This window comes from Curtobacterium sp. MCBD17_030, assembly GCF_003224255.1.
Lineage (GTDB): Bacteria > Actinomycetota > Actinomycetes > Actinomycetales > Microbacteriaceae > Curtobacterium.
Window position 1 is genome coordinate 132,804 of the sequence record NZ_QKLI01000002.1, and the last position, 12,442, is coordinate 145,245.

At 69.5% G+C, this 12,442-nt stretch carries 12 protein-coding genes; 8 read left to right on the forward strand and 4 right to left on the reverse strand.

What is annotated here, in order from left to right; translation table 11 throughout:
- Nucleotides 1-75 precede the first annotated feature (75 nt).
- Together rplA and DEI89_RS03425 are read left to right on the forward strand one after the other, a co-directional pair.
- Nucleotides 76-765: a 50S ribosomal protein L1 gene (rplA, locus tag DEI89_RS03420; RefSeq protein ID WP_110902639.1), complete on the forward strand. Its 690-nt coding sequence runs from the start codon at nucleotides 76-78 to the stop codon at nucleotides 763-765.
- Nucleotides 766-900: 135 nt separating this feature from the next.
- On the forward strand, nucleotides 901-1,551 hold the full coding sequence (locus tag DEI89_RS03425; RefSeq protein ID WP_110902640.1) for a Pr6Pr family membrane protein: 651 nt from the start codon (nucleotides 901-903) through the stop codon (nucleotides 1,549-1,551).
- Here DEI89_RS03425 and DEI89_RS03430 read toward each other — a convergent pair.
- Nucleotides 1,502-2,056, reverse strand: a complete 555-nt coding sequence (locus tag DEI89_RS03430; RefSeq protein ID WP_110902760.1) for a YqaJ viral recombinase family protein — start codon at nucleotides 2,054-2,056, stop codon at nucleotides 1,502-1,504. The two genes, DEI89_RS03425 and DEI89_RS03430, sit on opposite strands and share 50 nt — an antisense overlap.
- 290 nt (nucleotides 2,057-2,346) lie before the next feature.
- Entirely contained in the window at nucleotides 2,347-3,594 is a 1,248-nt protein-coding gene (locus DEI89_RS03435) for an ROK family transcriptional regulator (protein ID WP_110902641.1), read from the reverse strand.
- Between the two features lie 141 nt (nucleotides 3,595-3,735).
- Here DEI89_RS03435 and DEI89_RS03440 point away from each other — a divergent pair, with 141 nt between their 5' ends.
- From DEI89_RS03440 to DEI89_RS03465, 6 genes are all read left to right on the forward strand, one after another.
- Nucleotides 3,736-4,482 carry a sugar phosphate isomerase/epimerase gene (locus tag DEI89_RS03440; RefSeq protein ID WP_110902642.1) on the forward strand — a complete coding sequence of 249 codons (747 nt, stop codon included), beginning with the start codon at nucleotides 3,736-3,738 and terminating at the stop codon, nucleotides 4,480-4,482.
- Nucleotides 4,479-5,588: a Gfo/Idh/MocA family protein gene (locus tag DEI89_RS03445; protein ID WP_110902643.1), complete on the forward strand. Its 1,110-nt coding sequence runs from the start codon at nucleotides 4,479-4,481 to the stop codon at nucleotides 5,586-5,588. Before DEI89_RS03440 ends, DEI89_RS03445 begins: the two co-directional genes overlap by 4 nt.
- A gap of 122 nt (nucleotides 5,589-5,710) precedes the next feature.
- The gene (locus tag DEI89_RS03450; RefSeq protein ID WP_110902644.1) at nucleotides 5,711-7,012 is read left to right on the forward strand and encodes an ABC transporter substrate-binding protein; all 1,302 of its coding nucleotides are present in this window, start codon (nucleotides 5,711-5,713) and stop codon (nucleotides 7,010-7,012) included.
- Nucleotides 7,013-7,107: 95 nt separating this feature from the next.
- The gene (locus DEI89_RS03455) at nucleotides 7,108-8,100 is read left to right on the forward strand and encodes a carbohydrate ABC transporter permease (protein WP_181421471.1); all 993 of its coding nucleotides are present in this window, start codon (nucleotides 7,108-7,110) and stop codon (nucleotides 8,098-8,100) included.
- Complete coding sequence (locus DEI89_RS03460; protein ID WP_110902645.1) at nucleotides 8,093-8,932, forward strand: carbohydrate ABC transporter permease; 840 nt, start codon at nucleotides 8,093-8,095, stop codon at nucleotides 8,930-8,932. The genes DEI89_RS03455 and DEI89_RS03460 overlap by 8 nt, the downstream gene beginning before the upstream one ends.
- Nucleotides 8,933-9,042: 110 nt before the next feature.
- Entirely contained in the window at nucleotides 9,043-9,981 is a 939-nt protein-coding gene (locus DEI89_RS03465) for a hypothetical protein (RefSeq protein ID WP_110902646.1), read from the forward strand.
- A gap of 109 nt (nucleotides 9,982-10,090) precedes the next feature.
- Here DEI89_RS03465 and DEI89_RS03470 read toward each other — a convergent pair whose 3' ends face one another.
- Nucleotides 10,091-10,822 carry an ABC transporter ATP-binding protein gene (locus DEI89_RS03470; protein ID WP_258366257.1) on the reverse strand — a complete coding sequence of 244 codons (732 nt, stop codon included), beginning with the start codon at nucleotides 10,820-10,822 and terminating at the stop codon, nucleotides 10,091-10,093.
- A 65-nt stretch (nucleotides 10,823-10,887) separates the two neighbouring features.
- On the reverse strand, nucleotides 10,888-12,414 hold the full coding sequence (locus DEI89_RS03475; protein WP_110902648.1) for an ABC transporter permease: 1,527 nt from the start codon (nucleotides 12,412-12,414) through the stop codon (nucleotides 10,888-10,890).
- Nucleotides 12,415-12,442 lie beyond the last annotated feature (28 nt).

Sequence of the window (12,442 nt, forward strand, 5' to 3'; positions counted from 1 at the left end):
ACCCTCCACACCCCAGTACTCACCGTGGGAGAGCCGCGCCGGCTCGCCAACCACGTATCTCGCAAGGAGACCACCATGGCGAAGAAGTCCAAGGCGTACCGCGCCGCGGCCGCGAAGATCGAGGCCGACAAGTTCTACACCCCGACCGAGGCAGTCGCCCTGGCGAAGGAGACCGGCTCTGCGAAGACCGACTCCACCGTCGAGGTCGCACTGAAGCTCGGCGTGGACCCGCGCAAGGCGGACCAGATGGTGCGCGGCACCGTCATCCTCCCGCACGGCACCGGCAAGACCGCCCGCGTCATCGTCTTCGCGACGGGTGCAGCCGCTGAGGCCGCCATCGCCGCCGGCGCCGACGAGGTCGGTGGCGACGAGCTCATCGCGAAGGTCGCCGAGGGCTACACCTCGTTCGACTCCGCGGTCTCCACCCCGGAGCTGATGGGCAAGGTCGGTCGTCTCGGCAAGGTGCTCGGCCCGCGCGGCCTCATGCCGAACCCGAAGACCGGCACCGTGACGCCGAACGTGGCCCAGGCCGTGAACGACATCAAGGGCGGCAAGATCGAGTTCCGCGTCGACAAGCACTCCAACGTGCACTTCGTCGTCGGCAAGGCCTCGTTCACGCCGGAGCAGCTCGACGAGAACATCACCACCGCGCTGGACGAGATCGTCCGTCTCAAGCCGAGCGCCGCCAAGGGCCGCTACATCATGAAGGGCGCCGTCTCGACGACCTTCGGCCCGGGCATCCCGCTGGACGTCAACGTCTTCTGATCCTGGTCAGCGGCGGATCGTCCTGACCCGCAGCAGAACAGCAGAACAGCACCACAGCACCACACGAACGGCCCGCACTCCGGTGCGGGCCGTTCGTCGTTTCCGGACGAGTCGACGGACCAGTACCGTGGGCCCGTGCGGATCCTCGTGAACCCCCTGCGGCTCGCTGCCGTGATCGCCATCGTCGCCGCCATCGTGGACGACCTGCAGCGGGCGCTCCAGAACGGGTTCGTGTTCTGGAACTTCTTCGGGTACTTCACGAACCAGTCGAACATCCTGGTCGCCGTCGTCTTGGTCCTCACCGTGGTGGCAGTGATCCGCCGCCGCGAGGCAGGCCGCCGCCTGGACCTCTTCCGTGGTGCGGCCACGGTGTACATCGCGACGACTGGCCTGGTCTACAACACCCTGCTCGCCCAGGTCGGACAGGCCGTGGGGGCGTCCTGGTCGAACGACGTCCTGCACCGGTGGATCCCGCTGTACGTCGTGCTGGACTGGCTGCTGTTCTCCGACCGCAGCCGCCTGGCCTTCCGCGACGTCTGGTGCTTCCTGGTCTACCCGGCGGTCTGGCTGGTCGTGGTCGTCAGCCGCGGTGCGACCGACGGCTGGGTGCCGTACCCGTTCCTCGACCCGGAGTCCGGCTACGGCGTCGTCGCGCTGTACTGCCTGGGCGTCGCGGTGTTCATCGGCCTGATGGGGCTGATCGTCGTCGCGCTGTCCAGACTGCGGCTGATCCCGGTCAGCGAGCGTCCCGCAGTCGGTCGAGCACCAGGTCCGCGAGGGCGATGAGACCCCGGATCGCGTCGTCGTCGCGGTCGATCCACCGGCACTCGGGCTCGTCGGCGACCGGCACGAAGTCGTCGTGCTTCTCCCACACGAACAGCGTCCGGTCCGCGCCGAGCACGTACTGCTGCCACCAGACCTGCCGCATGTAGTGTCGGGGGACCCGGGTGAACCCGTTCGCGGTCGTCTTGATCTCGGCGAGGAGCAGGCGTCCGTCGCGGTCCAGGCCGACGCCGTCCGGCGTCGCCAGGTGTGCCCGGTTCGTCGCCGCGTGGAACAGGTGTGCGGAAGGCTGGATGCCGTGCGTCGCGGCGACCCACGAGGCGATCACGGGTTCGCGTTCCTTGCCGTGCTCGGTGTAGACGTTCCCGGCGAACCGGGAGCCGTACCGCTTGTCGGCGACGACCGCATCGACGGCACGCAGCGAGGCGAGGCGGGCGACGTCGGTCGCCGTGATGCCCATGGCGCGGGCGCGGAGCCAGGCGACGCGGTCCGAGGAGTGTGCGACGATCCGCTCGGTGTGTCCGCGGAGAGCCGTGAAGGTGTCGTGCGCGCGGGCGGGTCGAGCAGTGCCGGCGGACCGCCCGCCGGACGACGTGCCGGAGCCTGCCGACGTGCCGGAGCCTGCCGACGTGTCGGAGCCTGCCGACGTGTCGGAGCCTGCCGACGTGCCGGAGCCGGGCTGGGCCTCCCACCCGTCATCCAGGTCGCCCCAGAGAGTGGGCTGCACGATCGTCACCCCACGATTGTCCACCCGACCACCGGCAGGGGCGAAACCGGCACGCGGTCGGACGGTGCCGGTCAGGAGACCAGCTGCCGCCCCTCGGCGAGGTGCCGGCCCTCGGTCAGTTGCCGCCCCTCGGCCAGGGTGACCAACTCGTCGACGCCCGCGGGGGAGAGTGCGTACGCGATGGCGAGGGCTGCGGCACCCTGCAGCGCGGCGATCGACCCGGCGCGGGACTGTGCGATCACGAGGTGTTCGGTGGCGAGCGGCATCGAGCGGGAGTAGACGACCTCCCGGACGCCGGCGAGCAGGTGCTCCCCGGCCTGGGTGATCGAGCCGCCGAGGGCGATGACGGACGGGTTGATCAACGAGACGCAGGTGGCGAGGACCTCGCCGATGTCGCGGCCCGCCTGGCGAACCGCCCCGATCGCGTCGAGGTCGGACCGTGCGACGAGGTCGACGACGTCCGCGCTGGTGTGGACGTCGTGCCCCTTCGCGCGGAGCGACCGGGCGATCGCCGGGCCGGAGGCGACGGCCTCCAGGCAACCGGTGTTGCCGCAGTGGCACGGGACGTCGCCCGCACGGGAGACACGGACGTGCCCGATGTCACCTGCGGTGCCCTGCGCGCCACGCTGGAGCCGGCCCTCCGACACGATGCCGGACCCGATGCCGGTGGCGACCTTGACGAAGAGCAGGTGGTCGAGGTCCGGCCAGCCGTGCGCGCGTTCCCCGAGCGCGGCGATGTTCACGTCGTTGTCGACGAGCACGTGGGCACGGACGTGCTGGCGGAGCCATCCGGGGACGTCGAAGCCGTCCCAGCCGGGCATGATCGGCGGGTTCGCGGGACGTCCGGTGGAGAACTCGACGGGGCCGGGCAGGCCGATGCCGAACGCGATGACGTCGTCGCGGACGCGGCCGACCGAGTCGAGGAGCTCGTCCACGACGCCGACCAGCCACTCGAGGGTGGGGACGGGGCCGGCGGCGATGTCGATCCGAGCGTCACGGCTGGCGAGCTGCGTGCCGACGAGGTCGGTCACGGCCACGCGACCGTGCGAGGCGCCGAGGTCCGCGGCGACGACGAGCCGGGCGGCGGGGCGCAGGGCGATCTGTGCGGGGGGACGTCCTCCGGTGGAGGCGGCGGTGTCGACGGCACCGACGAGTCCGACGTCGACGAGTGCGTCGATGCGCACGCCGATGGTCGAGCGCGCCATCCCGGTGAGGGCAGCGAGTTCACCACGGGTCCGCGGGACGCCGTCTCGCAGGATCTGGAAGAGCTCACTGGCCCCGACCGGCGGCGTCGTTGCCGTCCGAGTCAAGTCGACCATGCTCGGAGTGAACCACACATCCTCCGAGCCACGCAACGAAGGTCGTCGAACTTCTCCGAACTTTTGCTTGACCGCCGACAAAAGGGCCCATAGTGTGACGAGCGGTCAGCGAAGACCACATCTCGATGAGGAGAACACCTGGTGCCCCAACCGCTCTCGGTCCAGCTCTACACGGTGCGTGACGCACTGACGACGGACCTCCCCGGAACCCTGGCGACGATCGCCGACATCGGTTTCACGAACGTCGAACTCTTCGGCTTCGTGGAGCGTGCCGACGAGTACGCGGCTGCTCTGCAGCAGGCCAATCTGACCGCGCCCAGCGGGCACGCACGTCTGGTGGACGCAGACCAGCAGGAACTCGAGCGCATCCTCGGCGCGAGTGTCACCGTCGGGCTCGGCACCCTGATCGACCCGCACGTCGACGAAGCCCGCTGGACCACCCGCGAGGACGTCGAGGCCATCGCCCGACAGTTCAACGACCTCGCCCCGCGCGCCGCCGATCACGGCCTGGCGCTCGGGTACCACAACCACGCGTTCGAGTTCTCGAACCGCATCGACGGCACGAGCGCCTTCGAGGTCTTCGCCGGGGCACTCTCCGACGCCGTCGTCCTCGAGCTCGACACCTACTGGGCGAAGGTCGGCGGTGACGACCCCGTGGCCGTCCTCGGCCGGCTCGGTGACCAGGTCCGCTTCCTGCACGTCAAGGACGGCGACGGCTCGCACGACGACAAGCAGCAGGTTGCGGTCGGCAAGGGGATCATGCCGGTGCGCGACATCGTCGCCGCCGCACCCGACGCCCAGCAGGTCATCGAGCTCGACGACCACGACGGCGACGTCGTGCAGGCTGTGCGCGACTCGTACGCCTTCCTCGCCGGAGCACACGCATGAGCGCCGCGGGACGCGTCGGCGTCGGCGTGATCGGCGCCGGCGTCATCTCGGACCAGTACCTGTCCAACCTGACCGTCTTCCCCGACGTCGAGGTCCTCTTCATCGCTGACATCGACCTGCCCCGCGCAGCGTCGCAGGCCGAGAAGTGGGGCGTGGCGGGCTCCGGCACGGTCGACGAGCTGCTGGCGATCGACGACATCGAGATCGTCGTGAACCTCACGATCCCGGCCGCGCACGTCGAGGTCGCCCTGCAGGCCCTGGCCGCCGGCAAGCACGTGTGGGGCGAGAAGCCCTACGCGCTCGACCGACAGAGTGCGGCGCAGCTGCGCGACGCCGCGGTCGCCGCAGGCAAGACGGTCAGCGTTGCCCCCGACACGTTCCTCGGTGCCGGACTGCAGACCGCGCTCCGGACCATCCGGGACGGTCGCATCGGGAAGCCGCTGAACGGGCTCACCCTGTTCCAGAGCCCCGGCCCGGAGTCCTGGCACCCGAGCCCCGAGTTCCTCTTCGCCTACGGCGCCGGCCCGCTGTTCGACATCGGCCCGTACTACATCACGACCCTCGTGCAGGCGTTCGGACCCGTCGCGAAGGTCACCGCCACCGCATCGAAGTCCCGCGCGACCCGCACGATCGGCTCGGGCCCGAAGGCCGGCACCGAGTTCCCGGTCGACGTCCCGACGAACCACTCGGCACTGATCCAGTTCGAGAACGGCGGCAGCGCCCAGAGCGTCTTCTCGTTCGAGTCCGACCGCGGCCGCACCGGCTTCGTCGAGATCGCGGGCGAGACCGGTACGGTCGTGTTCCCCGACCCGAACAACTTCGACGGCGACACCGAGCTGTACGCGCTCGGCGCCGACGAGCCCGAGACGATCCCCGCTGTCGGGTCCACCTACTCGCGGGGGACGGGCGTGGTCGACCTGGCTCGCTCCCTCCGCGCTGGTGAGGAGAACCGGGTCCCCGGTGCCCTCGCCTTCCACGTCCTCGACGTGATGGTCTCCATCGCCGAGGCCGCCGAACGTGGTGAGACCGTGCTCGTCGAGAGCACCGTCGCACCCTCCCCGACCCTCCCCGAGGGTTGGGACCCCGCGGAGCAGACCCTGGCCTGACCAGGTCCAGCCGGCCGGACCCTGGTCCGACCCGACCCTGCCCCGTCCCACACAGCAGCACCCAGCACCACCACCGAGCACCACCCTCCTGCACCATCTCAACGACGAGAAAGTAGAGAGTCATGCGCACTGCCATCCGCGCACTGGCCATCACCGCGGCCGCGGCACTCACCGTGTCCGGCCTCGCAGCCTGCTCCTCCGGGTCGTCCGGTTCCGCCGGCGACTCGAAGACGCTCACCTACTGGGCGTCGAACCAGGGCACCTCCCTGCAGAACGACAAGGAGGTGCTGACCCCCGTCCTGAAGAAGTTCACCAAGGAGACCGGGATCAAGGTCGACCTCCAGGTCATCGGCTGGAACGACCTCCAGACGAAGATCCAGACCGCCGTCACGTCGGGCCAGGGCCCGGACGTGGTGAACATCGGCAACACCTGGGCGACCTCGCTCCAGGCCACCGGCGCCTTCCAGGAGTTCGGTGACCCGGAGATGAAGGCGATCGGCGGTGCCGACAAGTTCGGCAAGGTCGCGCTCTCCACCGGTGGTGCCCCCGGCAAGACCGTCACGAGCGTCCCGCTCTACGGCCTCGCCTACGGCCTGTTCTACAACAAGCAGATGCTCGCCGACGCCGGCGTCGAAGCCCCCACCACCTGGGAGGAGCTGACCGCCGCGGCGAAGAAGCTCACCACCGGTGGCAAGTACGGCTTCAGCCTCGCCGGTGGCTCGTACACCGAGAACGCGCACTTCGCGTTCATCAACTCGGCGCAGAACGGCGGCGAGTGGTTCGACAAGGACGGCAAGCCGACCTTCGCGTCGGACGAGAACGTCGACGGCATCAAGCGCTACATCGACCTGATGCAGGACACCAAGGCGGCGAACCCCTCGAACGCGCAGTACGACAACGCGAACCAGTCGGTCGCGGACTTCGCGAACAAGAAGGCCGCGATGATCCTCAACCAGAACAACGCGAACACCACCATCGAATCGCTCGGCATGAAGTCCGACGAGTTCGGTGTGGTGCCGCTGCCGGCACCGAGTGGCGGCGAGCAGATCGCCAGCTTCCCGGCCGGCATCAACCTCTCGATCTTCAAGAACACGAAGAACAAGGAGGGCGCGCTGAAGTTCGTCAAGTACATGACGAGCCCCGACACGCAGACCACGCTCGACAAGCCGTACGCGGCGCTGCCGGTGCTCGCTGCCGCGGCCGACTCCGTCACGGACGAGCAGACGAAGACGTTCCTCGACATCTACAACAACAAGGCGAAGCCGCTCCCGCTGGTGCCCGCCGAGGACCAGTTCGAGTCCACGGTCGGCAAGGCGATGAACGACATGTTCGCCAAGATCGCAACGGGTTCGAAGGTGTCCGACAAGGACATCAAGGACGCGCTGCAGACGGCCCAGGACCAGGTCTCCCAGGCCGCAGGTTGATCTGACGGGAGGCCCGGATCGCGTCCGCGAGGGCGCCGTCCGGGCCTCCCGCCCCACCGCTCGAACCACCTCCACCCCAGCCGGAAGGCCTGCCCATGTCCACGACGGTCCTGCCAGACTCCGAGGCCATCGACCTGACGCACACGAAGGCGCCGACCCTGTCGGGTCCGCCCCGTGGGAAGCGCCGCGTCCCGTGGCTCCCGTACGCGCTCGTCGGTCCCGCGATCCTCTTCGAACTGCTCATCCACATCGTGCCGATGCTCGTCGGCATCTGGATCAGCTTCGTCCAGCTCACCAAGTACTTCATCGCGAACTGGGGCGCCGCCCCGTTCGCCGGGCTGCGCAACTACTCCGTCGCGGTTGACTTCGATCAGGCCATCGGTCGTGGGCTGCTCAACTCGTTCCTCATCACCTGCGCGTTCACGATCCTCGTGGTCGGGCTCTCCTGGGGCTTCGGCATGGCCGCCGCCGTCGCGCTGCAGAAGCCGTTCCTCGGCCGAGGCCTGTTCCGCACGCTCTTCCTGATCCCCTACGCGCTGCCGATGTACGCCGGTGTGATCACCTGGAAGTTCATGTTCCAGCGTGACTCCGGAGCCCTGAACCACATCCTCGTGGACCAGTTGCACCTGTTCGGAGCCAACCCGCCGTTCTGGCTGATCGGCAACAACGCCTTCGTGGCCGTCGTGGTCGTCGCCATCTGGAAGACCTGGCCGTTCGCGTTCCTCATGCTCATGGCGGGTCTGCAGTCCGTGCCGGCCGACGTGTACGAGGCCGCGTCGGTCGACGGTGCCAAGCCCTTCCGCCAGTGGCGCTCCATCACCCTGCCGATGGTCCGCCCGGTGAACGTCACCCTCGTGCTCGTGATGTTCCTCTGGACGTTCAACGACTTCAACACACCGTTCGTGTTGTTCGGTTCGACCGCACAGCCCCCGGCCGCCGACCTGCTGAGCTTCCACATCTACAACGCGTCGTTCATCACCTGGAACTTCGGCTCCGGGGCCGCGATGAGCGTGCTGCTCCTCCTCTTCCTGCTCGTCGTCACCGGCATCTACCTGGCCGTCACCAACCGGAGGTCCGTCCGTGCGTGAAACAGTGGGCGCAAAGTCCTTCAAGGTCATCGTCCTCGTCCTGCTCACCGTCTTCACGGTGGTGCCGCTCTACGTGATGGTCACCACGGCGATCAAGCCGCTCGGTGACGTGCAGAACGACTTCACGTGGATCCCGTCGAACATCACCTTCCAGCCGTTCATCGACATGTGGTCGACCGTCCCGCTGGCGCGGTACTTCGTCAACTCGCTCGTGGTCTGCACGGTCGCGACGGTGTTCTCGCTGATCATCGCCACGTTCGCCGCCTACGCGGTGTCGCGGTGGAACTTCAAGGGCAAGAGCGCCTTCACCACGACGGTGCTCTCGACCCAGATGTTCCCCGGCGTGCTGTTCCTGCTGCCGCTGTTCCTGATCTTCACGAACCTCGGCAACTCACTCGGCATCCAGCTCGTCGGCAGCTGGCTCGGCCTGATCATCACGTACCTGACGTTCACGCTGCCGTTCTCGATCTGGATGCTCGCGGGCTACTTCGAGACGATCCCGCGGGAGCTCGACGAGGCCGCGATGGTCGACGGGTCCGGCCCGATGGGCGCGCTGTTCCGCATCATCCTGCCGTCGGCCCGCCCGGGTCTCGTGGCCGTCGGCATCTACTCGTTCATGACGGCCTGGGGTGAGGTGCTCTTCGCCTCCGTCATGACGAACGGTCTCGGCTCCACGCTCGCGGTCGGTCTGCAGCAGTACTCGACGCAGACGAACGTGTACTGGAACCAGATCATGGCCGCGTCGCTGGTCGTGTCGATCCCGGTCGTCATCGCGTTCCTCGTGGTGCAGCGCCAGTTCGTCGCCGGTCTGACCGCCGGTGCGGTGAAGTAGCCGTACCCCACTGACGGGAGGCGCGGCGCGGGTCCGTCCCGCACCGCGCCTCCCGTCCGTCATGCGGCCCCAGCCGCCGCTCGACCGACCACGCACGACAGGATGGACACATGACCGAGACCCGTGGGCGGCAGCTGCTGCCCGGCCAGACCAGCCGCGTGCACGTGTACGACGTCGAGACGCGGACCGCGCGGCTGGTGTTCGCCTCGGACACGGTGCTCGTCGAGGCCCCGAACGTCCTGGACGCCGACACGCTCGTCCTAAACGGCGACGGGGACCTCTGGCTGCTGCCGCTGCCGGAGGCCGGGACCGTCCTCGACGAGACCGCCCTGGTGCCGGTGCCGATGGACGGCGTGCCCGAGATCAACAACGACCACGTGCTCGACCCGTCGGGGGAGTCCGTCGTCGTGAGCGCCCGCGACGGCGAGCTGTACCGCGTGCCGCTGCCCGCCGGGGGAGCGGGCGTCCGGATCACGGACACCGCACGCGCCCTGCCCGTGGTGCGGAAGTACTACCTGCACGGCATCGCCCCGGACGGGTCGACGCTGGCCGCCATCGTCGGCGACCTGTCCGAGGACGGCGTCTGGACGACCGACGTCGCGCTCGTCGACCCCGTGACGGGAGAGCCGACCTTCCTCACCCGGGACGAACACCCGACGGACGGTTGCTCGTACGCCGGAGACGTCCTGCTGTTCAACACCGAGCGGTTCACCCCCGGCACCGCACAGCTCGCCGCGCTGCGGGACGGGTCGACCGAGCCCGTGCAGATCACCGGCGACGAGCGGGTGAACTGGTTCCCGCACGTCTCCCCGGACGGCACACACCTGCTGTACCTGTCGTACGAGCCGGGCGTGCAGGGGCACCCCGCCGACCACCGCGTGGAGCTCCGGCTGCTGCCCGGGGTCCTGGCACGGGGTGCGCGGATCGCGGTGGTGCCCGAGACCCTGGTCACCCTCGACGGCGGTCAGGGGACCGTGAACGTCCCACCGTGGGCGCCGGACTCGTCGTGGTTCGCGTACTGCGACTACCCGGTCACGACGGCGGGCTGACTCGGGAACACCGGTGTCGGTGCGCCGCGCCGCGGCGATCCGCGGTGCGACGCACGAACACCGGTGTCCCGCCACTGACCGGTCCTCCCGCCCGGCGGATCAGCCGCGACTAGACGTCGCGCACCTGTCCCTGCTTGATGTGGAGCCGGCGCTCCGCCCGCCGCGCCACCCACGAGTCGTGTGTCACGATGACGACCGTCAGCCCGCGGTCCTTCCACTGCCGTTCGATGAGGCCCATGATCTCGTCACGGGTGCCCTCGTCCAGCGCACCGGTCGGCTCGTCCGCCAGCAGGACGGTCGGGTCCTTCACCAGCGCGCGGGCGATCGCGACGCGCTGCTGCTGGCCGCCGGAGAGCTCGGCGGGCAGGTGGTCGAGACGTTCCTCGAGGCCGACCTCACGCAGTGCGGTCGTGGCACGTCCGCGGACCTCGGCACGGGACCGGTTGGCCAGGCTGCCCGCGAACGCGGTCTCGACGTTCTCCAGCGCGGTCAGGGTCGGGATGAGGTTGAAGCTCTGGAACACGAAGCCGATCTCGGTGGCCCGGACGTCGGTGAGGGCACGGTCGCCGAGGGAGGCGACGTCCCGGTCGCCCAGGTGCACCGAGCCACTGCTCGGCCGGTCGAGCGCACCGAGCATCTGCAGCAGCGTCGACTTGCCGCCGCCGGTCGGCCCCTGGACGGCGACGAGCTGCCCCTGCGGGATCTCGAGGTCCACCCCGGCCAGCGCGGTGACGGTGCGGTTCTTCTGCCGGTACGTCTTCGTCACGCCCGACAAGCGGTACGCGGGTCGGGAGGCGATGGGCACGCCACCCGTGGCGGCTGCGGTCTCGGTGGTGGTCACGATGGCTCCTGGATCGGTCGTCTGGATGGTGGGTGCTGCCGGGTGTTCGCGGTTCGTCGACCGCATCACGCCACGCTCCGCAGCGCTTCCGCGGGGCGGAGACGGGAGGCCCGCCACCCGCCGAGCGCGCCGGCGAGCAGTCCGCCGAGGACCGCGAGCCCGATCGCGAGCAGGATCACCTCGACGGTGACCGGGGCGTGCAGGACGACGTCCGTGGTCGCCGCCGTCTGCCCGCCGCCGCCGAAGCCGCCCGCGGGGGCGCCGCCGGTCGTGCCGCTGCCGGCCGCTGCCGTCGCGGCCGCTCCGGGCGCGGCACCGCCCGCGCCGGGCCCCGTCCGGGTGCTGGTGGCGGCGCTCGCCGAGACCGTGGGGGCGATCACGTTCACCACGAGGATGCCGACGAGTCCGGCCGCGGCGCCGATCACGCCGCCGATCAGGCCCTGCACGAGTGACTCGCCCGCGACCTGCCGGGTGATGCGGCCGTTCGACCAGCCGATGGCCTTCAGCGTGCCGAACTCTCGGGTCCGTCGGGTGACGCCCGAGATGGTGAACAGGATCGCGATGAGGAACGCCGCCGCCAGGACGACGATCGACAGCCACCGGCCGAGGTTCGACACGAGCGTCGAGGCCGTCGCGAGGGAGCCGGACACGCTCGAGGCGAGGTCGGACTCGGTGGAGACGGTCGCGCTCGCCAACGCCTTCTGCAGCGTGGTCTTGATCGTCGCGACGTCCGAGGACGACTCCGCGGACACGTAGATCGAGGTCACCTTCCCGGTCAGGTCGGCGAGCGTCTGCGCGGTGTCGAGCGGGATGTACGTGTTCGATCCGGTGGTGGACGCGGACCCGGTCGAGGCGACGATCCCGATGACGTCGAACGTCTTCCCGCCGATCGAGACGGTGTCGCCGACGGCCTTCGACTCGCTCTTCGCGTACGCGGAGTCGAGCACGGCGACGTCCTTGCCGGCGTCCGCCGTGGTGAAGGTCCGGCCCTTCGTGGTCTCGGTGCTGGTGAGCGGGCCGACCGTGTCGCCGGACACCGGGATGCCGGTCACGGTGAACGAGTCGACGCTGAACGAGCCGCCGCCGAAGCCGCCGCCGCCCTGGTCGGTGCCGCTCGGCGGCCCGCCCTGTGCTGCGCTGTCACTGCTGCTGCTGCTGCCGTCGCTCTGCTCGACCTGCCCCGAGAACGTGCTGTTCTCGAGCGTCAGGACCCCGGTCGCGGCCTCGACCCCGTCCGTGCCGGTGACCGTCGCCACGTTCGCCGCGCTCAGGGTGCTCGACCCGCGGGACACCGCGAGGCGGGACTGGGACAGGTCCGTCGACCCGCTGCTGCTGTCCGACGAGCCCTGGTCGCCGAAGTCGAACGACGGACGCCCGGTGCTGCTCGACGACGGGGTCTCGGTCTTCGTGACCGTGATGTCGGTGCCGACGCCGTACACGGACTGCAGGACGCTGGACTGGGCGGACTGCACGCCGCTCGCGATCGACGACACGATGACGACGAGCGCGATGGCCAGTGCCATCCCGACGGCGATGATCACCGTCTGCTTCTTGCGGTTCGTCAGTTCGCGCCTGAGGTAGGTCAGGAACATGGTTCTCCTCGGTGGGGGCCGGCTCGGG